The sequence below is a fragment of the Stenotrophomonas sp. 05N423 genome (assembly GCF_056397145.1).
In genome coordinates, this window is record NZ_JBFTMV010000009.1 from 128,756 (window position 1) to 148,805 (window position 20,050).

18 protein-coding genes are annotated in these 20,050 nt (G+C 69.2%); 15 read left to right on the forward strand and 3 right to left on the reverse strand.

Annotation, left to right across the window (positions count from 1 at the left end):
* Nucleotides 1–48: 48 nt before the first annotated feature.
* On the reverse strand, nt 49–1,107 hold the full coding sequence (locus AC1DGW_RS14175) for a lipid A deacylase LpxR family protein (protein WP_478024099.1): 1,059 nt from the start codon (nt 1,105–1,107) through the stop codon (nt 49–51).
* Between the two features lie 302 nt (nt 1,108–1,409).
* On the opposite strand from AC1DGW_RS14175, the gene AC1DGW_RS14180 reads away from it, so the two are divergent.
* The 13 genes from AC1DGW_RS14180 to folK all read left to right on the forward strand — a co-directional run bounded on the left by AC1DGW_RS14180 (nt 1,410) and on the right by folK (nt 14,998).
* Nucleotides 1,410–2,363 carry a CsgG/HfaB family protein gene (locus tag AC1DGW_RS14180; protein WP_478024153.1) on the forward strand — a complete coding sequence of 318 codons (954 nt, stop codon included), beginning with the start codon at nt 1,410–1,412 and terminating at the stop codon, nt 2,361–2,363.
* A 149-nt stretch (nt 2,364–2,512) separates the two neighbouring features.
* Nucleotides 2,513–2,791, forward strand: a complete 279-nt coding sequence (locus tag AC1DGW_RS14185) for a DUF493 family protein (protein ID WP_478024101.1) — start codon at nt 2,513–2,515, stop codon at nt 2,789–2,791.
* Nucleotides 2,779–3,480 carry a lipoyl(octanoyl) transferase LipB gene (gene lipB / locus AC1DGW_RS14190; protein ID WP_478024104.1) on the forward strand — a complete coding sequence of 234 codons (702 nt, stop codon included), beginning with the start codon at nt 2,779–2,781 and terminating at the stop codon, nt 3,478–3,480. The genes AC1DGW_RS14185 and lipB overlap by 13 nt, the downstream gene beginning before the upstream one ends.
* 15 nt (nt 3,481–3,495) lie before the next feature.
* Nucleotides 3,496–4,503, forward strand: a complete 1,008-nt coding sequence (lipA, locus tag AC1DGW_RS14195; RefSeq protein ID WP_478024108.1) for a lipoyl synthase — start codon at nt 3,496–3,498, stop codon at nt 4,501–4,503.
* Between the two features lie 448 nt (nt 4,504–4,951).
* Nucleotides 4,952–7,126: a carboxy terminal-processing peptidase gene (locus AC1DGW_RS14200; protein WP_478024112.1), complete on the forward strand. Its 2,175-nt coding sequence runs from the start codon at nt 4,952–4,954 to the stop codon at nt 7,124–7,126.
* 110 nt (nt 7,127–7,236) lie between these two features.
* Nucleotides 7,237–7,785 carry a DUF2242 domain-containing protein gene (locus AC1DGW_RS14205; protein ID WP_478024114.1) on the forward strand — a complete coding sequence of 183 codons (549 nt, stop codon included), beginning with the start codon at nt 7,237–7,239 and terminating at the stop codon, nt 7,783–7,785.
* A complete protein-coding gene (locus AC1DGW_RS14210; RefSeq protein WP_478024117.1) occupies nt 7,782–9,068 on the forward strand; it encodes a hypothetical protein in 1,287 nt (428 codons plus the stop codon). The genes AC1DGW_RS14205 and AC1DGW_RS14210 overlap by 4 nt, the downstream gene beginning before the upstream one ends.
* Nucleotides 9,053–9,967 (forward strand): phosphogluconate dehydrogenase (NAD(+)-dependent, decarboxylating), encoded by a 915-nt coding sequence (gene gnd / locus AC1DGW_RS14215; RefSeq protein ID WP_478024119.1) that lies wholly within the window; start codon nt 9,053–9,055, stop codon nt 9,965–9,967. The genes AC1DGW_RS14210 and gnd overlap by 16 nt, the downstream gene beginning before the upstream one ends.
* A 19-nt stretch (nt 9,968–9,986) precedes the next feature.
* A complete protein-coding gene (locus tag AC1DGW_RS14220; protein WP_478024121.1) occupies nt 9,987–10,337 on the forward strand; it encodes a BON domain-containing protein in 351 nt (116 codons plus the stop codon).
* A gap of 192 nt (nt 10,338–10,529) precedes the next feature.
* Nucleotides 10,530–12,335: a sensor histidine kinase gene (locus tag AC1DGW_RS14225; protein ID WP_478024123.1), complete on the forward strand. Its 1,806-nt coding sequence runs from the start codon at nt 10,530–10,532 to the stop codon at nt 12,333–12,335.
* 11 nt (nt 12,336–12,346) lie between these two features.
* Nucleotides 12,347–12,787, forward strand: coding sequence for a response regulator (locus AC1DGW_RS14230; protein ID WP_478024125.1), 441 nt, complete (start codon nt 12,347–12,349; stop codon nt 12,785–12,787).
* A gap of 6 nt (nt 12,788–12,793) precedes the next feature.
* Nucleotides 12,794–14,314, forward strand: coding sequence for a response regulator (locus tag AC1DGW_RS14235; RefSeq protein ID WP_478024127.1), 1,521 nt, complete (start codon nt 12,794–12,796; stop codon nt 14,312–14,314).
* 201 nt (nt 14,315–14,515) lie between these two features.
* A complete protein-coding gene (folK, locus tag AC1DGW_RS14240) occupies nt 14,516–14,998 on the forward strand; it encodes a 2-amino-4-hydroxy-6-hydroxymethyldihydropteridine diphosphokinase (RefSeq protein WP_478024129.1) in 483 nt (160 codons plus the stop codon).
* Nucleotides 14,999–15,128: 130 nt separating this feature from the next.
* On the opposite strand, the gene AC1DGW_RS14245 is transcribed toward folK, so the two are convergent.
* Nucleotides 15,129–15,866: a pteridine reductase gene (locus tag AC1DGW_RS14245; protein ID WP_478024132.1), complete on the reverse strand. Its 738-nt coding sequence runs from the start codon at nt 15,864–15,866 to the stop codon at nt 15,129–15,131.
* Between the two features lie 54 nt (nt 15,867–15,920).
* Between AC1DGW_RS14245 and AC1DGW_RS14250 the strand changes: the two genes are divergently transcribed.
* Together AC1DGW_RS14250 and AC1DGW_RS14255 are read left to right on the forward strand one after the other, a co-directional pair.
* Entirely contained in the window at nt 15,921–17,105 is a 1,185-nt protein-coding gene (locus tag AC1DGW_RS14250) for a class I SAM-dependent methyltransferase (protein ID WP_478024136.1), read from the forward strand.
* Nucleotides 17,102–17,515 carry a VanZ family protein gene (locus AC1DGW_RS14255; protein ID WP_478024138.1) on the forward strand — a complete coding sequence of 138 codons (414 nt, stop codon included), beginning with the start codon at nt 17,102–17,104 and terminating at the stop codon, nt 17,513–17,515. Before AC1DGW_RS14250 ends, AC1DGW_RS14255 begins: the two co-directional genes overlap by 4 nt.
* 142 nt (nt 17,516–17,657) lie before the next feature.
* Here AC1DGW_RS14255 and AC1DGW_RS14260 read toward each other — a convergent pair whose 3' ends face one another.
* Nucleotides 17,658–19,958, reverse strand: a complete 2,301-nt coding sequence (locus AC1DGW_RS14260) for a beta-N-acetylhexosaminidase (RefSeq protein ID WP_478024141.1) — start codon at nt 19,956–19,958, stop codon at nt 17,658–17,660.
* Between the last annotated feature and the right edge of the window lie 92 nt (nt 19,959–20,050).

The following is a 20,050-nucleotide window of genomic DNA, read 5'->3' on the forward strand; positions in this document are numbered from 1 at the left end:
GACGCATGAAAAAGCCGGCGCAAGCCGGCTTTTTCGTATGCGCCGCGCTTACAGCGTGCGGCTGATGGTGAAGCTGCCGAACACCGGCCGCTCCTTCTGTCCCTCGAACTCGCGGCTGCGGTGGTAGCGGGCCAGCGCGAACTTCCACTTGCCGCGCATCAGCGCCACGCCATAGCCGATGTCGCCGACGAGCGCGCGCTCGTCCACATGGTGGCTGCCGCGGAAGGTGTTGCCGTCCAGGGTGATGTCGCGCAGTACCCAGCGCGCATCGGCGGTCGCGAACAGATGTCCGGACCAGCCGGACAGGCGGCCGCCGCGGGTCGGCGCGGTGTTCTCGCCGGCCGGGCGCATCGGTGAACTGCCGAAGTCGTCCGGCAGCTGCCAGCCGAAGCGGACTTCGCCGCCGCCGTTTCCGTAGGTCGCCAGATTGCCGATGGCGCCGCCCCAATGGCTGATGGCGTCCCAGCCCCAGCCCGCCGCGTTGTTCGCCGGCCAGCGCCGCATCCGTTCCTGCAGCAGGCGGAACACCGGCTCGTCGTGCAGTTGGTTCTTCCAGCCCATGAACTTTTCGTCGTGCAGCACGCCGTGCACGGCGTCCTGCACCTGTTTCCCCTGCGCGGACGGGCCGACCACGCCCACCGCCAGCTGGGTGGTGAGCAGGCGGTCGCCGGTGCGCGCGTTGTAGCCGAAGTTGACCAGCAGCACGCCGGCGTAGGGGCGGTCGTCCTCGATCAGGTCGGCCCGGGTGCTGTCGTTCGGCGTGAACAGCCCCTGGCCGATGCTGAAGATCATGTTCTGCTGGTCGAATCCGCCCGGGTGCAGCCGTTCCAGGTGGCGGTTGATCCAGCGCGCCGGCGCCGGCAGGCAGGGGTCGTCGGTGTAGTCGGCCAGATTGGGCGAGACGAAGGTCAGCAGCGCGCCGTTGGTATAGCCCTGGTCCTGGTGGGCGCCGCCGAACAGGTCGTTGTCCACGCGGAAATTGACCGCGGGCGGATGGTCGCGCAGGGCGCTTCCGCTGCAGGTGTCCGGCTGCCTGGTCGCGGCGTGCGTGGGGTTGCAGGCGAGCGCCAATGCCAGCGCCAGGGGCAGCCAGGGGCGGATGTCCATCCACTAGGGTCCGGGTCGTGGGGGTGCGCGCAGCTTACCGGCGGGGCCCGTGCGGGCGCAGCGCGGACCGGCGGATCACATCGTTGCAGCATCATGGGCGACGCCGGAAACCGTGACGGATGCAGGTTGGAAACGGTCATGACCCTGCGGTAGCATCGCCGCCGACCACTCCGCGCTTGCCAGACTGGCTGCCTGCAAGGACCAGAACCCTGTCGCCGGGTTTTCAGACCAAAGGAACGCGCCCCCGAGCGGCGCAGGTTAATGGGGAATACAAATCTATGCGTAATGTCTTTTCGCCGTTGATGGCGGCCGCGCTGACCGTCGGCGTCGCCGCGGTCGTTTCCAGCCAGCCGGCGCAGGCCGCGTTCAAGAACACCGGTACCCAGGCGCAGGAACAGCGCAAGCAGGCCGCCGCCCAGATCCCGGTGTGCCAGCGCCCGATCGGCACCATCTCGGTGATCGAGCCGGAAGACGCCACCAACTGGTGGACCGGCCAGCAGCTGCCGGCGCCGTCGCGGCTGATCAAGGTATTCGTCAACCGCTCGCGCTGCTTCACCCTGGTGGACCGCGGCGCCGGCATGGCGGCCGGCCAGTTCGAGCGTGAGCTGGCCGCCAGCGGCGACCTGCGCGGCCGTTCCAACGTCGGCAAGGGCCAGATCAAGGCGGCCGACTACGTGATGATCCCGGACCTGGTCTCGCAGAACAGCGATGCCGGCGGCAGCGCCATCGGTGGCCTGCTGGGTGGTCTGATCGGCGGCAAGGCCGGCGCGATCGTCGGTGGCCTGAACTTCCGCAGCAAGACTGCCGACGTGGTGCTGACCGTGACCGACGTGCGCTCCTCCGAGCAGGTCGCGATCTCCGAAGGCTCGGCGCGCAAGAGCGACGTCGGCTTCGGCGCCAGCGGCGGCCTGTTCGGCGGCAGCGGCTTCGGCGCCGCCGGCGTCGGCGGCTATGCCAATACCGAGATCGGCCAGGTCATCACCATGGCCTACCTGCAGGCCTATACCGACATCGTCGCCCAGCTCGGCGGCCTGCCGGAGAATGCTTCGGCGGCCAACGCCCAGCAGGCGGTGACGGTGACCCGCGCCGGTCGCCTGCTGGCCAACGCCAAGGGCACCGGCGCGCCGGTGCGTTCGCTGGATCCGGGCATGATGCTGTACCCGACCGGCAACAAGGAAGGCGTGATGTGGGAAGTCGAGGATGAACTGGGCAACAAGGGCTGGGTGTCCTCCACCCTGCTGGAACTGTCCAAGTAAGCGCCCTGTACCGGCCTCGGCCGGTACGCCCCGGCCGCTGGCCGGCACCGGGCGCGACAACGCAGCTTTCCACGGAAGGGCCGCCCGCAGCGGCCCTTCCGTCATTCCGGACCTTGGGTTTGCCGGCCCCCGCCCCGATAATGGCGGGCATGGAAATCAAGTCCGACAATCCCGAACACGGCTTCCAGTTTCCCGGCACCTTCGAGTTGAGCGCCATGGGCGCGGCTAACATCGGGCTGGAGAGCGAACTGCCGCGGCTGCTGCAGCAGGCTGGCGTGGATGTGCTCGACGAGCGCATCAGCTGGAAGCATTCGTCCAACGGCAAGTACGTATCCGTGCGTATCGCCTTCAAGGCCGACAACCGCGAACAGTACGACGCCGCGCACGAAGCCCTGCGCAACCATCCGGAAGTGAAGTGGACGCTGTAGGCGCCTGCCCGGCCGACGCCGTGCGCGGCAAGGCCCGCCCGGCGATGCTGCGCGACCTCGGCCGCCAGGCCTACGAGCCGGTCTGGCATGCGATGCAGCGCTTCACCGATGCCCGCGACGACGCCACCACCGACGAGGTGTGGGTGGTCGAGCACGATCCGGTGTTCACCCTGGGCCAGGCTGGCAAGGACGAACATGTGCTGGCGCCGGGCGACATCCCCGTGCTGCACGTGGACCGCGGCGGCCAGGTGACCTACCACGGCCCCGGCCAGATCGTGGTCTACCCGCTGCTGGAACTGCGCCGGCTCGGCATCGGCGTGCGCGACTACGTGTGCCGCATCGAGCAGGCCATCATCGACACGCTGGACGAGTGGAACATCGTCGCCGAGCGCCTGGAGGGCGCGCCGGGCGTCTATGTCGGCGGCGCCAAGATCGCCGCGCTCGGCATCCGCGTGCGCCGCGGCTGCACCTTCCATGGGCTGGCCTTCAACGTCGGCCTCGACCTTGAGCCGTTCCACCGCATCAATCCCTGCGGTTATGCCGGGATGCAGGTGACCTCGGTGCTAGACTTGGGCGGTCCTTCGGGCATCGAGGCGGTCAAGCCGGTGCTGCTGTCCCACCTGGCCCGGCAGTTCGGCCTGGACCTGCGCGACGATCCCGGATTGCCCGACCTGACCATGCGGCCCTGACGCCGCCGGAACGCCATGACTGAATCCACCAGCCGCTCCATTCCCCTGCAGGTACTGCAGGGCGACACCCCGTCCGCGCCGCTGCAGGCCGGCGCCAAACAGCTCGGTGGCGACAAGATCAACCGCTCGCCGGTGCAGTTCGCCGACGCGCCGGTGCTGCGCAAGCCGTCGTGGATCCGCGTGCGCATCCCCTCCGGCAATGCCGTGCAGCAGCTCAAGGCCAAGCTGCGCGAGAACCGCCTGGTGACGGTCTGCGAGGAAGCCAGCTGCCCGAACATCCACGAATGCTTCGGCCATGGCACCGCGACGTTCATGATCCTGGGCGAGGTCTGCACCCGCCGCTGCTCGTTCTGCGACGTCGCCCACGGCCGGCCCAGGCCGCCGGACGCCGCCGAACCGCTGCACCTGGCGCAGACGGTCAAGGACATGGGACTGAAGTACGTGGTGGTCACCAGCGTCGACCGCGACGACCTGCGCGACGGCGGTGCCGGCCATTTCGTCGACTGCATCAGCGCCATCCGCGAGTTCAGTCCCGGCACCAAGATCGAAATCCTGACCCCGGATTTCCGCGGCAAGGGCCGCATGGAACGCGCGCTGGAAATCCTCGCGGTCAGCCCGCCGGACGTGTTCAACCACAACATCGAGACCGTGCCGGACCTGTACCGCAACGTGCGTCCGGGCGCGGACTACCAGTGGTCGCTGACCCTGCTGAAGAACTTCAAAGCGCAGCACCCGACGATCCCGACCAAGAGCGGCATCATGCTCGGCCTCGGCGAAACCCTGGAGCAGGTGCAGGCCACCCTGCGCGACCTGCGCGCGCACGATGTGGAAATGGTCACCATCGGCCAGTACCTGCAGCCCACGCCGCACCACCACCCGGTGCTGCGCTACTGGACGCCCGAGGAATACAAGGCGCTGGAGGACTACGGCTACGAACTGGGCTTCCACCACGTGGCCTCGGGCCCGATGGTGCGCTCGTCCTATCACGCCGACCGGCAGGCCGCCGGCGCCGGTGTCGGCTGAGGCGACGCCGTAGCTGCGCGCAGCCACCCCGCGGTTTGCGTTGCCTGACGGGTGCCGCAGAGGAACGCGCCAGCAGTGGGCGCATGGCGGTGCGGCGACCACGGCCGGTACCCGGATGTCATGCGGCGCGGAGGGCTGTCTTGCGCTGCCCACATTCCGCGCCTCAAGGGCTTTCCTCCAGCCGTCGTTTCCACGAGTTCGGGGGTGAGGCAGTGCGTCCACGAGGCACCGGCCAGTCATCGGGCGCCACGGTTCCCGTGCCATGCGGCGAGCTGCACGTCGGCGCGGAATCCTGCTTTCCACGGGCCCCTGGGCGGTTCACGTCCCGCTACGGTTGGGCGGCTAGGCTGTGGGCCGCCCGGATGACAAGTACCGCAACTTCCGGCACTGTCCCGTTGTCCAAGCCATCCGCAGTCTCACTCCATCGCCTGGTGCCACGAGTACTTTGATGAACTACCGAGTTCCCGCTTTCCTGCTGGCTTTCGCGCTGACCGCGCCGGCCGCGCTGCTGGCGCGCGCCGACACCCCGGCGCTGCCGTCCACCGCGACGGTCGACCAGGCGACCACTTCCAAGCTCGTCTACGGGCTGCTGTCCGACAGCCGCTATGCCTACCGCCCGCGGCCGTTGGACGCGGCGACCTCGCAGGACGTGTTCAAGCGCTACCTGGAGTCGCTGGACAGCGGCAAGCAGTTCTTCACCCGCGAGGACGTGGACCGCTTCGCACCGCTGGCCGAGCAGACCGGTACCGCGATCCGCACTGGCGAACTGGACCCGGCGTTCCAGGTGTTCGCGGTCTACCGCCAGCGCGTGACCGAGCGCGTGGCCTACGCGCGGCGCCTGCTGAAGCAGGAACCGGATTTCACCGCCAGCGAGCGTTTCGACTACGACCGCAAGGACGTGCCATGGGCGACCAGCGCGGAGCTGGATGAGCTGTGGCGCAAGTCGGTGAAGAACGACTGGTTGCGGCTGCGGCTGGCCGGCAAGCCGGCAGCAGACATCCGCAAGACCCTGGACAAGCGTTATGCCACCCTGCTCAAGTCGGTGAGCGAAGTGAAGGGCGAGGATGTGTTCTCGTTCTTCATGAACGCCTATACCCGCGCGGTCGATCCGCACACCGATTACTTCACCCCGCGCACGGCCGAGAACTTCAACCAGGCCATGTCGCTGTCGCTGGAAGGCATCGGCGCGCAGCTGCAGCGCCAGGACGACGTGGTGGTGATCCGCGAGATCATCGCCGGCGGCCCGGCCTCGGTGGACGGCACGCTCAAGCCGGGCGACCGCATCGTCGGCGTCGGCCAGGGGCGCTCCGGCCAGGTCGAGGACGTGATCGGCTGGCGCATCGACGACGTGGTGGCCAAGATCCGCGGCGCCAAGGACACCCAGGTGCGGCTGGAATTCATCCCCGCCGCCGAAGGCCTGGACGGCAAGCACCGCATGGTGACGCTGACCCGGCAGAAGGTGCGCCTGGCCGAGCAGGCCGCCAAGGGCGAGACCATGACCATCCCGGGCGCCGCCGGCGAACCCCAGCGCCGCATCGGCATCGTCAAGCTGCCGACCTTCTACCAGGATTTCGAGGGCCGCCGCCGCAACGCTGCCGACTACGCCTCGGCTACCCGCGACGTGGCGCGCCTGCTGGCCGGCTTCAAGGCCGACAAGCTTGATGGCGTGGTGCTGGACCTGCGCAACAACGGCGGCGGCTCGCTGGACGAGGCCATCGAACTGACCGGTCTGTTCATCGAGCAGGGCCCGGTGGTGCAGGTGCGCGAATCCGGCGGCCGCGTCACCGTCAACAGCGACCGCAATCCGGCGGTGGCCTGGGACGGCCCGCTGGCGGTGCTGATCAACCGCGGTTCGGCCTCGGCCTCGGAGATCTTCGCCGGCGCCATCCAGGACTATGGCCGCGGCCTGGTGATCGGCGAGACCACCTTCGGCAAGGGCACCGTGCAGAACGTGGTGCCGCTGGACCGCTGGCCGGCCAGCGAGAAAGAGCGCTTCGGCCAGGTCAAGCTGACCATCGCCCAGTTCTTCCGCGTCAGCGGTTCTTCCACCCAGCACAAGGGCGTGGTGCCGGACCTGGCGTTCCCCGCCAGCGTCGATGCCAGCGAGTTCGGCGAAAGCACCTACGACAATGCGCTGCCGTGGACCCGCATCGCCGCGGTGCCGCACACCCAGTACGGAAATTTCGTGCCGATCCTGCCGAAGCTGGAATCGCGCCATGCCGCGCGCATCCAGGGCGACCGCGAATTCAAGTGGTGGGAAGAGGACGTGCAGCAGTTCCGCACCGAAGCGGCGAAGAAGTACATCTCGCTCAACGAGGCCGAGCGCCGCGCCGAGCGCGACAAGCAGGATGCGCAGCGCAAGCAGCGCCAGGAAATCCGCAAGGAGCTGGGCCTGCCGCTGGACCCGCTGGCCGACGACGGCAGCGACGACGGCCTGACCGGCAACGAGCGCGACATCGTCAAGGACGCCGCGCGCGAGAAGGCCGCCGAGAAGCGCCCCGACCCGCTGCTGAAGGAATCGGCTTCGATCCTGTCCGACGCGGTGAACCTGCTGGAGAAGGACCGCCCGCTGTCGGCGCAGGTGCTGCCACAGTCCACCGGCCCCGGTCGCTGGGCTGACTGAGAACCGGTGCTGAGCGCCGGGGAAACGGCGTTCCTGCACGACATGACGCCGTCAACGTGGCTCCACGTTGGCGGCGTTATGCTGTCGGCCTTCCCGATCGTGGAGGTGCCATGCACAGGCATGCTTACCGTGTATTGCTGGCCCTGGCCTGCGCCATCGTGGCCGGTTGCGCCAGCCACGCCGTCGACAATCCGCTGGTGCGCGAGTCGTTCGATTCCGGCGACACCTATACGCGCGATGTCGAGGCCACTCCGGCGCAGGCCTGCGAGGCCGCGCGCCGCGCGCTGCTGGGACAGGGCTATGCGATTGCCCGTGCCAGTGCGGACAGCGTCGAGGCCAACAAGAATTTCCAGCCGAAGGAAGAACTGCACGAGCAGCTGGTGCTGCGCATCTCCTGCGCGGCGCGCGACAACGGCGGCGCGCAGGTGTTCGCCAGCGCGGTGCAGGACCGCTATGCACTGAAGAAATCGCCGACCTCGGCCAGTGTCGGCGTCGGCGCGCTGGGTTCGGTATCGCTGCCGTTCGGCAGCAACGACGATTCACTGGTGCGCGTGGCCAGCAGCACGGTGCAGGACCCGGTGTTCTACCGGCACTTCTTCGAACGCCTGCAGCAGTACCTGGCCCCGGCGGCGGCCGCTCCCGGAGATGCCGCGCGGTGACGCGCGCGCGTCGTGTCCCGGCCTGGCTGAAGGGATGCGCGTTGGCGCTGCTGGGCGTTGCAGCGCCGGCACCCGCGGCGGACAACGCGTCATGCGTGCTGCCGCTGTTGCAGCGGCTGGGCTGGCAACTGCATGACGCCGGGATTGCCGCGCCGGTGATCCACGGTGGCGAGCCCTGCCGGCGTGCGTCGCTGGACGATGCGCGGCAGCAGGGCGATCTGCGTGCGCAGCTGCCGCGCAGCTACGACAACGCGCAGCGCGAACGCTTCTATCGCGACCTGCTCGACGACCCGGCGACGCTGTGCGCCTATGCGTTCGAGCTGGGCGATGCCGCCCGCCGCGCCGCCACGCGCCTGCAGGACAACCGCGGCTACCGTTTCTCCGCGTTGCAAATGGGTTGGGTCGGCTTCGGCCTGCGTGGCGCGCAGGCGCAGGGCTGGCAGCGCTTCCGCAGCTTCGGCCGCGGCTACGCGCCGGTCGCGTCCAACGCCGCCGCGCTGGAGGCGTTCTACAGTGGCCGCGTGCGTTCGGAATGCGGCGTTGGCCGCCAGGTCGCGCAGCTGGCCACGCAGCGCGAGCTGTACGGCGATGCCGGCTTCGACCGTGAGTTCGCCCCGGGCGAACTGTCGATCGGCACCTTCCTCACCCTGCACGACACGCCCAGCGTCCTGCTCGGCGCGAATGCGGGCGAGTTCTTCGCCGACGGCAAGGCGGTGCGCACTTCGCGCCTTGGCCGGCAGGCCTTCATGGGCGTGCCCGGCTTCATCGAGCATGTGTTCGACAAGCGGCATCTGGACGACATCAACAACCAGGCCGAGAACTTCGTCATCACCGACGTGAGCGCGGAGGCCGCCGGGGCGCTGGCGCGGCACGGCGGCTTCGCCTACTACGACGATCTCAACCGGCGCCTGTGGGAGCTGTCGCAGCAGATGCCCGGCAACGGCGGGCGCTATTTCGAGCGGCTGCTGCACGAACGCGACCCGGGGCTGCGTGACGCCATGCCCGAAGCGCAGCGGCCGGTGCTGGCGCAGATGGATGCGCTGCTCGCCGACCCCGTCTATCGCGGGCTGATGCTCTACGTGCATCCCAAGGGCATCCGCCCGCTGGGCTACCACATCGCGCGCCTGCTCGATCGCAATCCGCGCACGCCGTACAGCATCGACCTGGCCCTGCACAATCTGCACACCACGCTGTTCCGGCGCTGGCTGCAGGCGCAGCTGCGCGACTGTGCGGCGCGAACCGCTTACATCGACCAACGAGGTGGAACATGGAACTGGGCATGATCGGGCTGGGGCGCATGGGCGCCAACATGGCGCAGCGCCTGCATCGCGGCGGTATCGCCGTGACCGGCTTCGACCCCGGGCCGGAGGCGCGCGAGCGGCTGGCCGCCACCGGCGTGGCCACGGCCGCGACGCTGGAGGCGCTGGTGCAGGCGCTGCCGGCGCCGCGCGCAGTGTGGCTGATGGTGCCGGCCGGCGTGGTCGATCCGTTGCTGGAACAGCTGCTGCCGCTGCTGTCGCCCGGCGACCTGGTCGTGGATGGCGGCAATTCCTGGTACCGCGATTCGCTGCGGCGCGCGCAGCGCTGCCGGCAGGCGCGGGTGGCGTTCATCGACTGTGGCACCAGCGGCGGCGTGTGGGGCCTGCAGGAAGGCTATTGCCTGATGCTGGGCGGCGAGGACGAGGCGATGGCGCGGCTGCGGCCGGCGCTGGAGGCGCTGGCGCCGGCGGCCGATCGCGGTTGGGCGCACGTCGGACCGGTCGGCGCCGGGCATTTCTGCAAGATGGTCCACAACGGCATCGAGTACGGAATGATGCAGGCCTACGCGGAAGGCTTCGCGCTGATGCAGAAGAAGCAGGAGTTCGCGCTGGACCTGGCGCAGGTGGCCGAGGTGTGGCGCCACGGCAGCGTGGTGCGTTCGTGGCTGCTCGACCTCAGTGCCGATGCGTTGCAGCGCAACCCGCAGCTGGAAGGCATCGCGCCCTATGTGCAGGATTCCGGCGAGGGCCGCTGGACGGTCAGCGAGGCGATCGAGCTGGACGTGTCGGCGCCGGTGATCACGCTGTCGCTGCTGGAGCGCCTGCGTTCGCGCGAATCCAATTCCTTCGCCGACCGGATGCTGGCGCAGATGCGCAGCGGTTTCGGCGGACACGCGGTGAAGGCGGCCAACGATGGCCAATGACGGCGACGGGAGCGGGATGATGAAGATCGGGCGATCGTGGGTGCTGTGCGGCGGATGGCTGTGGGGCCTGTCGGCGGCGGCGTCGCCGCTGCAGGTACAGGAACCACATGCGCCGCCGCAGGCGGCGGTTCCGGGGCAGATGGACGATGCGTGGATCACCACCCGGATCCGTGCGGCGCTGGTGCCGTTGCAGCGCGACGGCAATGCCGATGTGCGCGTGAGCACCCTGGAAGGCATCGTCACCCTGGAAGGAGTCGTCGACAACCGGATCACGCACGACCAGGTGGTGGAGCTGGCGGGTCGGGTCAAGGGCGTGCGCGGCGTGGACGCGCAGGCCCTGCAGACCGGCGGGATCGCGCCGCATCCGTGATGGCGGCAGCCGTGCGCCTCGTTCACTCCGGCGGCGAATCATGCAATGCTTGCGGACCGGTTCGCATGCACTCGGCCGGCTCCAGTCCCAGGGGAGCCGAGCCCGCGGCAATGCGCGCGGACTGCCTCGTGTCCCTGGGAACCTGTTCACGTTCATCCCGGTCTTCGTACCGGTCCTAGGCAAGGAATGAGGATGGCCTATCGATTCACCGACGAGGGCTGGGACCGCTGGCGTTTCGCCGGCCTGGGACTGGCCGCCCTGCTGATCGTCGTGGTGCCTTCGCTGCTGCTGCTGCAGATTTCGCGCGACAGCGTCAATGCCGCCAACTGGGTGGCGCATACCCAGGCGGTGAGCGCGCGGCTGTACATCCTGCAGGCCGATATCCGCGACGTGGAGTCGGCCGCGCTGACCCTGTCCAAGGGCGTGGAATCGGATGCGCTGCGGCAGCGCCTGCGGCGCGCCGACCATGTCGGCCGCACGCTCGAAGAGCTGTCCAGCCTGGTCAGCGACAGCCCCGAACAACTGGTGCGGATCGGGCGCATGTCCTCCATGCTGGAGCGGCGCATGGCGCTGGCCAAGGAGATCGCCGCCAGCACCGAATCGCAGCGACAGCGCGAGCTGATCGAGGAGATGACGTTCAGCTATCCGGTGCGGGAAACCGCGGTCGAGCTGCAGAAGCACGAGAACGAACTGCTGACCCGGCGCATCGCCGCCGCGCACCAGCAGCAGCGCCTGTCGACGATCGTGACCTGGAGCACCCTGGCGGCGCAGCTGCTGCTGCTGGGCCTGGTGCTGTGGCTGCTGAAGCGGCAGATCGGCCGTCGCACGCGCGCGGAGCAGCGCATGCTGCAGGCCAGCGCCCGCGCCAGTTCGGTGCTGCAGACCGTGCGCGAGCCGATCGTGCTGCTCGACGGCGGGCAGCGCATCGTCCTGCACAACGCCGCCTTCGCCGAGCTCTATGGCGTCGAGAGCGGCGATGCCAACGGCCAGCCGCTGCAATCCATCGGCGACGGCGCCTGGGCCGATGCCATCATCCACCAGCGCCTGGCCGATGTGCTGCTGCGCGGCCGCGAACTGTGGGACTACGAGCACGAACAGCGCGGCGTCGACGGCCTGGTACGCATCATGCTGGTCAATGCCCGGCGCATGCCGCTGCCCGACAGCGACGACGAAGTGGTGCTGATGACGGTCAGCGATGTCACCCTGCAGCGCGCCGTGCAGCTGCGCGTGGAAGAACTGAACCGGCAGCTGGAGGGCAAGGTCGAACAGATGGCCGAGGTGAACCGCGAGCTGGAGGCGTTCAGCTATTCGGTCTCGCACGACCTGCGCGCGCCGCTGCGGCACGTGGCCGGGTTCTCCGACAAGTTGTCCCGGCATCTGGGCGAGGCTGCCGACGAGAAGTCGCGCCACTACCTGCAGGTGATCGGCGATTCGGCGCGGCGTATGGCCGCGCTGATCGACGACCTGCTGGTCTATTCCCGCCTGGGGCGCGGCGCGATGCGGCTGCAGGCGGTGGACATGCAATCGCTGGTGGCCGATACGCGTGCGTTGCTGGATTCCAACCTGCATGCCGAAGCGGGTGCGGATGGCGTGGTGCGCGATGTCCAGTGGAACATCGGGCCGCTGCCGATACTGGTGGCCGACGAAAACATGATGCGCCAGGTGTGGCTGAACCTGCTCGGCAACGCGGTGAAGTACACCGCCGGGCGCGGGCATGCCGTCATCGATGTGTCCGCGCAGCAGCTGCCCGACGGCAGCCAGCAGTTCACCGTGCGCGACAACGGTACCGGTTTCGACATGCAGTACGCCGGCAAGCTGTTCGGCGTGTTCCAGCGGCTGCACAAGGCCAGCGACTATCCCGGCACGGGCATCGGCCTGGCCAGCGTGCGCCGCGTGCTCACCCGCCATGGCGGCCGCATCTGGGCCGAGGCCCAGGTCGACCAGGGCGCAACCTTCCATTTCATCCTTCCACCCCCTGCGCCCGAGGCGCACAGCTGAGGTCCAACCGCATGAGTCCGCTCCGTACCATCCTCATCGCCGAAGACAGCCCCGCCGATGCCGAAATGGCGATCGACGCGCTGCGCGACGCGCGCCTGGCCAATCCCATCGTGCACGTGGAGGACGGCGTGGAAGCGCTGGATTTCCTGATGCGCCGCGGTGCGTACGCCAATCGCGAAGAGGGCCTGCCGGCGGTGCTGCTGCTGGACATCAAGATGCCGCGCATGGACGGGCTGGAAGTGCTGCAGCGCATCCGCGCCGTGGATGAGCTCAAGCGCCTGCCGGTGGTGATCCTGTCCTCCTCGCGCGAGGAAAGCGACCTGGCGCGCAGCTGGGACCTGGGCGTCAACGCCTACGTGGTCAAGCCGGTGGACGTCGACCAGTTCTTCAACGCGGTCAAGACGCTCGGCACCTTCTGGGCCGTCATCAACCAGGCCCCGGAGCTGGAGTAAGGCGCCATGCCCAACAAAGGGACACCGTTGGGGCCGCTGCGCATCCTGCTGGTCGAGGACTCGGCCGAAGATGCGGAACTGCTGTGCGACCAGATGCTCGAAGCCGGGCTGGAAGGCAGCTTCGAGCGGGTCGACAGCGAGGCGGAGATGCGCGCGCTGCTGGCGCGGTGGACGCCGGACATCGTGCTTTCCGACCTGAGCATGCCGGGCTTTTCCGGCTACCAGGCGCTGCGCATCCTGCGCGAACTTCACCCGCAGGTGCCTTTCATCTTCGTCTCCGGGACGATGGGCGAGGAGACCGCGGTGCAGGCGCTGCATGAGGGCGCCAACGACTACATCATCAAGCACCTGCCGGCGCGCCTGCCTTCGGCGGTGGCGCGCGCCATCCGCGAGGCGCGGCGCGAGATGGAACGGCTGCGGGTCGAGGACGAACTGATGCGCGCGCAGCGGCTGGAAAGCCTGGCCCTGCTGGCCGCCGGCCTCAGCCACGACCTGCGCAACATCCTGCAGCCGCTGCTGATCGTGCCGGACCTGATCCGCGACCGCAGCGACGATCCCAAGGTCGTGCGGCTGGCCGACGTGATCGCCGAATGCGGGCGGCGCGGCCATGAGATGGTCGAATCGATGCTGTCTTTCGTGCGCGGTTCGCGCCTGCCCAGCGAGCGCATCGTCCTGCAGCGCCTGTTCCAGGCAGTGGGGATGCTGCTCAAGAGCAGCCTGCCGGGCAACGTCGACCTGCACCTGGAGGTGCGCGACGACCGCATGGCGGTGGAAGGCAACTACACCGAGCTGCAGCAGGTCCTGCTCAACCTCGCGCTCAACGCGATCCAGGCCATGCCCGATGGCGGACGCCTGGGCCTGCTGGCCGAGCGCGTGGCCACCACCGACGACGAACGCCTGTGCATCCGCGTGCAGGACGAAGGCATCGGCATGGACAAGGCGACGCTGGCGCGGCTGTTCAGCCCGTTCTTCACCACCAAGGCCAGCGGTACCGGCCTGGGGCTGGTGTCGTGCAAGCGCATCGTGGAAAGCCTGGGCGGAACCATTTCGGTTTCCAGCCGTCCGGGCGAGGGCACCTGCTTCGACCTGCTGCTGCCGCTGCATGCCGCGGCGGTGGAGCACGGGGACGGCGCGGTACCGGCGGTGCCGGCGGGCCGCGGCCAGCGGATACTGGTGGTGGACGATGAAGCCACGCGCCTGTCGCTGCTGGGCAACGCGCTGGCCAGCCAGGGCTACCGGCTGAGGCTGGCGGCCGATGGCGCCGCGGCGATGCGCCACCTGCAGGAAGCGGGCATGCCGGACGTGGTGCTGGTGGACAGCGGCATTCCGCTGCTGTCCGCCGGCCAGCTGCTGACCGAGATGCGGGACATGGGCTATCGCGGCCCGGCGATCGTGCTGGAGGAGAACGGCAACGAGGCGTTCGCCGACGGCCTGGCCCCCCCCGGCATCAGCGTGCACGTGCTGCCGCGCCCGCTGGAGATGCAGCGCGTGTTCCGCGCCGTGGCCAGCGCGCTCGGCATGGGGTGAGAAGCGCAGGAACGAGCAGGGGAGCCAGGAGCGCAGGGAGAGCAGGGGGAGCAGGGGGAGCAGGGGGAGCAGGGGGAGCAGGAGCCCGGCGGGCGCTGCGTTTATCTGTTGCCGGCTCCTCATCGCTGGTTCCTCGCTCCATGCCGCAGGTCCTATCATGTGCATCCCGATTCCGCGGCACGCCGCGACCCATACAACCCGATGACGACCGTCCTACTGAGCCTGGGCAGCAACCTGCGCCCGCAACACCATCTGCAGGCGGCGGTACGGGTGCTGCGCGAGCGCTTCGGGCAGATTGCCGTGTCCCCCGCCTACCGCACGCCGGCGGTGGGCTTCGACGGTCCGGATTTCCTCAACAACGCGGTGATGCTGGATACCGACCTGCCGCTGTCGGAGCTGGACGACTGGCTGCACGCGGTCGAGGACGCACATGGCCGCGACCGCAGCGGGCCGCGCTTCAGCGACCGTACCCTGGATATCGACGTGGTGTACTACGGCGAGCTGGTGGTGGAAGGCCCGGGCCACCTGCGCATTCCGCGGCCTGAACTGAAGCACGCCTTCGTGCTCAAGCCGCTGGCCGACATTGCCCCGGATTTCATCGACCCGGTCCGCGGCCTCAGCCTGCGGCAGATGTGGCAGGCGCACCCGCAGCATGGCGACGTGTTCGATACCGTGGACCTGTAGATGCGAACTCGGTAGGAGCGCACTTCAGTGCGCGAAAGGGCTTGCAGGTAGATCCTTCTGCGGCAGCCCGCGAATGTGGGGTTCACGGGCAAGCTCCTTCGCGCACTGAAGTGCGCTCCTACGGTGGCTCCTACGTCAGCGTGCGCCCGCCATCCAGCCGCAGCGTCTGCCCGGTGATGTAACCGGCGTCGTCGAGCAGCCAGCGCACCGCCGCGGCGATCTCGTGCGGCGTGCCGGTGCGCGCCATCGGCGTGCGCTCCATCAGCGCCTGCTTGGCCGCCTCGCTCTTGCCCTGCTCCGGCCACAGGATCGCGCCGGGTGCCACCGCGTTCACGCGCACATGCGGCGCCAGTTCCAGGGCCAGCGAGCGGGTGGTCATCTCCAGCGCGGCCTTGGCCGCCGAATAGGCCGGGTGGTCGCGCAGCGGCTGGGTGGCGTGCAGGTCGGTCAGGTTGACGATGGCGCCGCGCTGCCGGCGCAGGTGCGGGGCGGCGGCCTGCGCCAGGAAGAACGGCGCGCGCGCGTTGACCGCGAACAGTTCGTCCCACTGCTCCACCTGCACCTGGCCGAATGGCGTTGGGAAGAAATTGGAGGCGTTGTTGACCAGCGCGTCGAGCCGGCCGAAATGCGCCACCACGTCCTCGACCAGCTCCGGCAGCGCCTGCGCATCGCGCAGGTCGGCCTGCACCGCCAGCACGCTGCCCGGGCGTTCGCTCTCCAGGTCGAAGGCCAGCGCCTGCAGTTCCTCGCCCGACTGGTGCGCATGCAGGGCCAGCCGGTAGCCATGGCCGTGCAGGTGGCGGGCGATGACCGCGCCGATGCGGCGCGCGCTGCCAGTCACCAGGGCCACCCGTTGCGGATCGGTCATCTGCGTTTTCCTCGCTCGGCTATCCTGTGCATTGTCCCCGCAAACCGCCGTCCCATGCATTCCGACCTGCCCCTGCCCGAATCCGACGCGCTGGCCCATAGCGGGCAGCTGGCCGCGCACCTGCGCGCGGAGATCCTCGCCCAGGGCGGCGCGATGCCGTTCTCGCGGTTCATGGAGCTGGTGCTGTACGCGCCGGGCTGGGGCTATTACAGCGCCGGCGCCAGCAAGTTCGGCGCGGCCGGCGACTTCGTCACCGCTCCGGAAATGGGCTCGCTGTTCGCCGCGGCCACCGCCAATGCGCTGGCGCCGGCATTGCGCGAACTCGGACCACAGGCGCGCATGCTGGAGCTGGGCGGCGGCAGCGGCGCGTTCGCCGAGGCCGCGCTCGGGCGCCTGGCCGTACTGGACGCGCTGCCGGCGCGTTACGCCATCCTCGAGCCCAGCGCCGACCTGCGCCAGCGCCAGCACCAGCGCCTGCAGGGCGCACTCGATCCGGAAGTGTTCGCCCGCGTGGAATGGCTGGACCGCCCGTTCGAGGACGAATGGGACGGCGTGCTGTTCGCCAACGAGGTGATCGACGCGCTGCCCACGCCGCGCTTCCTTGTCGGCGCGGGCGAGGTCTACGAGGAGACCGTCGAACTCGACGGCGAGGGCCGTTTCGTGCGCGGCGCGCAGCCGGCGGACATGCTGCTGTCAGCGGCCGTGCGGCACGTGGAGCGCTACCTGGAGCGTCCCTTCGCCGACGGCTACCGCTCCGAACTGCTGCCGCAGCTGCCCTACTGGATCCAGGCGGTGGCCGGCGGCCTGCGCCGCGGTGCCATGTTGTTCGTCGACTATGGCTACACGCGTGCCGAGTTCTACCAGGACGATCGCCGCGACGGCACCCTGCGCGCGTTCTACCGCCACCGCGTGCACAACGATGTCTACCTGTGGCCGGGCCTGCAGGACATCACCGCCTCGGTGGACTTCACGGCGCTGGCCGAGGCCGGCACCGGTGCCGGCTTCGACCTGGCAGGCTATTGCCACCAGGCCGGCTTCCTGTTCGGCAACGACATCGCCGGCCTGCTGGAAGCAGAGGATGCGGATGCCGATGAAGTCGGGCGCATGCGCCTGCGCGAGCAGTTCAAGCGCCTGACCCTGCCCACCGAAATGGGCGAGCGCTTCCAGGTGATGGGCTTCAGCCGCGACGTGGACCTGTCGGCGGCGTTCGCGATGGGCGACCTGACCTGGCGCCTGTGAGCCATCCCCTCTTCAAACCGCTGCGCCACCTGCCGTTCTGGATCGGCCTGTGGACGCTGGCGGTGCTGGGCGTGATCGGGGTGTGCCTGATCCCGCCACCCCCATTGCCGCCGCTGCCGGAGAACGGCGACAAGGCCGAGCACTTCATCGCCTATTTCCTGCTGTCGGCCAGCGCCGTGCAGCTGTTCCGCCGCGGCCGCTCGCTGCTGGCCGTCGGCCTGGCGCTGGTGGCGCTGGGCGTGTGCATCGAATTCGCGCAGGGCGCATTGACCGACACCCGCAGCGCCGACCCGTTCGATGCGCTGGCCAATACCATCGGCATACTCGTGGGGCTGGCGACGTCATTCCCCCCTCTGCGCGACCTGCTGCTGCGGCTGCAGCCCGCAAACCCGGTACGCGGCGCCCTGTAGCGTCGGGCGGAGCTTGGCGGGTAATGCCTCAGCGGGCAGTTGCCCCGCTCTACAAGGTGATGGGGGCTGTGGCCCTGCAGCCCCCGGGCGTTGCCCGGCGGGGCTTGGCCGGTGTGATGCCCCAGCGGGGCGTTGCCCCGCTCTACGGTTGCAGCGTCACCTGCTTCACCACCCACATGTCGGGACGGAAGTCGCCGCTGAAGCGGATGCACAGCGCTTCGGTGGCATCGGAGCGGCGCAGCAGCGGTGCGTGCAGGGTGACGAAGCCATCGGCATCGGGGTGGGCCGGCAGGGGCGCGGTGGCGATGATTTCGCCGTCGCAGGAGCCGGCGCGGATGTCGAGTTCGCCATGCGCGCTGCGTGCCGGCAGGAAGCGGCGGCGGGCGTTCTCGGCTTCGCTCTGGTCGATGATGTAGGGCAGGCGGCCGGCGCGCACCTCGATGCTGCCGGCGCCGGCCATCGGCGCCTGTTCCCAGCGCCAGCACGGTTGCATGAAGGCGACGTTGAACAGGGCGCGCTGGCCGTCGGCTTGCGTGGTGTCGTCCTGCATGCGCAGCACCGGGCCTTCGGCGATGCAGGGCTGCAGTTGCGCGTTGCCGCGGCTGCGCAGGCTGGCGGCGGTCACGTCGAAGCGGTCTGCCGGTTGCAGCGCGGTGTCGTTGGCGAATGCGGCGGTGCGCAGCTGCACTGGCAGTCCGGCTTCGATGGGGGCGGCATACAGCGGTGACCGGGCCGTCGGCTCGCTGCCGTCGAGCGTGTAGCGCACCGGGTAGCCGAGCGGATTGGACAGGCGCAGTGTCGCCTTGCCGGCACCGGCAGGCGCATCGGCCAGCAGCACGCTGAACGGCGTGTGTGCGTAGCCGACGCCCAGCGCGGCGTAGCGCCGGGTCCAGGCCGGCAGGCGCTGCAGGAAGCTGGCGTAGTCCTTGCCGGCCCTGGGCGTCCAGCCGGTCTCGGCCACCGCCAGCAGGCGCGGGAAGGTGTTGTGTTCGACCGCGGCGAAGCGCACGTCGTCGGTGGTCCACATGTTCGCCTGCAGGCCGAGGATGTGGTGGCGCTGGGCCGCGTCCAATGCTTCGGGCACGGGTTCGAAGCGGTAGAACCTCTCCATCGGGATCAGCTTCGGGCTGGGCCGGCCGCCGGGCTCATGCGGGGAATCGGTCTGCAGGTAGTCCAGGTACAGGTCGGCATTGGGCGACATCACCACGTCGTGGCCCAGCCGTGCGGCGGCGATGCCGCCGTCGATGCCGCGCCAGGACATCACCGTGGCGTCGGGCGCCAGGCCGCCATCGAGGATTTCGTCCCAGCCGATCAGGCGTTTGCCGTGCGCATGCACGCTGGTTTCCAGCCGATGGATGAACCAGCTCTGCAGCGCGGCCTCGTCCGTCAACCCGAGTCCGCGCATCTTCGCCTGCACGCGCGGCGATGCCTGCCACTGCGTCTTGATGGCCTCGTCGCCGCCCACGTGGATGTATGGGCCGGGGAACAGCTGCGCGACTTCGGTGAACACGCCATCGAGGAAATCGAATGTGGCGTCGTCGACGTTGAACAGGTTGGCGTGGATGCCGCGGTGCGCCGAGACCGGAATCTTCCGGCCCTCGGTGCCGAGCGCCGGATAGGCGGCGATGGCGGCGGTGGCGTGGCCGGGCATGTCGATTTCCGGCACCACGGTGATGTGCAGCGCGGCGGCATGGGCGACGATGTCGCGGATGTCGTCCTGCGAATACCAGCCGCAGTACGGCGCGGGCCTGCCGCTGGCCGGATCGATGCCGGCATCGCCGGCGGGAATGCGGCAGCCACCGATCTGCGTCAATCGCGGGTAACGCTTGATCTCGATGCGCCAACCCTGGTCGTCGGTCAGGTGCCAATGGAACGTGTTGAGCTTGTGCAGCGCCATGGTGTCGAGCAGCTGCTTCACCTGCGCCGGCGTCTGGAAATGCCGCGCCGAGTCGAGCATGTAGCCGCGCCACGGGAAGCGCGGCGCGTCCTCGATATGCATGGCTGGCAACGTCACGCGTGCGCGGTCGCCTTGGGTAAGCAGCTGCCACAGGGTCACCGTGCCATGGAACAGGCCGGCTTCGTCGCTGGCGCGGATCACGATGCCGTCCGCGTTGACGGTGAGCGCATAGCCTTCGGCGGGAATGCCGCTGTCCGCGTCGATATCGAGGTGGATGCCGTGCGCGCTTTTGCTGCGTGCGGCGATGGGCAACGGCGTGCGTCCGGCCTTGGCGAGAAAGGCATTGAACTGGCCTGCCACGCGCTTCGCCGCATCGCCGTCGGCATGCAGGAGGGTGCCGGTATCCACGGGGAAAGCAACCGCTCCCGCATCGATCTGCATCGAAGCCGGCTGCGGGATCAGCGAGGGAACGATGGCGTCGTCGCCGGCGCGCGCCTGGTTGCAGAGTGCCAGCAGGCAGAGGGACAGCCACGCGGATCGACGCATCATGGGTTCCGGTTGGGCGAAGGCCAGGCCGGATTATCCGATGATCGGCTATCGTTGCCCATCGCTTCCCCTATCCCGGATACGCGCATGCA

What these genes read in the sequence shown, in the direction of transcription:
- AC1DGW_RS14175 (WP_478024099.1), bottom strand. Translation starts at nt 1,107, where the DNA reads ATGGACATCCGCCCCTGGCTGCCCCTGGCGCTGGCATTGGCGCTCGCC.
- AC1DGW_RS14180 (WP_478024153.1), top strand. Translation starts at nt 1,410, where the DNA reads ATGGCGGCCGCGCTGACCGTCGGCGTCGCCGCGGTCGTTTCCAGCCAG.
- AC1DGW_RS14185 (WP_478024101.1), top strand. Translation starts at nt 2,513, where the DNA reads ATGGAAATCAAGTCCGACAATCCCGAACACGGCTTCCAGTTTCCCGGC.
- lipA (WP_478024108.1), top strand. Translation starts at nt 3,496, where the DNA reads ATGACTGAATCCACCAGCCGCTCCATTCCCCTGCAGGTACTGCAGGGC.
- AC1DGW_RS14200 (WP_478024112.1), top strand. Translation starts at nt 4,952, where the DNA reads ATGAACTACCGAGTTCCCGCTTTCCTGCTGGCTTTCGCGCTGACCGCG.
- AC1DGW_RS14205 (WP_478024114.1), top strand. Translation starts at nt 7,237, where the DNA reads ATGCACAGGCATGCTTACCGTGTATTGCTGGCCCTGGCCTGCGCCATC.
- gnd (WP_478024119.1), top strand. Translation starts at nt 9,053, where the DNA reads ATGGAACTGGGCATGATCGGGCTGGGGCGCATGGGCGCCAACATGGCG.
- AC1DGW_RS14220 (WP_478024121.1), top strand. Translation starts at nt 9,987, where the DNA reads ATGAAGATCGGGCGATCGTGGGTGCTGTGCGGCGGATGGCTGTGGGGC.
- AC1DGW_RS14225 (WP_478024123.1), top strand. Translation starts at nt 10,530, where the DNA reads ATGGCCTATCGATTCACCGACGAGGGCTGGGACCGCTGGCGTTTCGCC.
- AC1DGW_RS14230 (WP_478024125.1), top strand. Translation starts at nt 12,347, where the DNA reads ATGAGTCCGCTCCGTACCATCCTCATCGCCGAAGACAGCCCCGCCGAT.
- AC1DGW_RS14235 (WP_478024127.1), top strand. Translation starts at nt 12,794, where the DNA reads ATGCCCAACAAAGGGACACCGTTGGGGCCGCTGCGCATCCTGCTGGTC.
- folK (WP_478024129.1), top strand. Translation starts at nt 14,516, where the DNA reads ATGACGACCGTCCTACTGAGCCTGGGCAGCAACCTGCGCCCGCAACAC.
- AC1DGW_RS14245 (WP_478024132.1), bottom strand. Translation starts at nt 15,866, where the DNA reads ATGACCGATCCGCAACGGGTGGCCCTGGTGACTGGCAGCGCGCGCCGC.
- AC1DGW_RS14250 (WP_478024136.1), top strand. Translation starts at nt 15,921, where the DNA reads ATGCATTCCGACCTGCCCCTGCCCGAATCCGACGCGCTGGCCCATAGC.
- AC1DGW_RS14260 (WP_478024141.1), bottom strand. Translation starts at nt 19,958, where the DNA reads ATGCGTCGATCCGCGTGGCTGTCCCTCTGCCTGCTGGCACTCTGCAAC.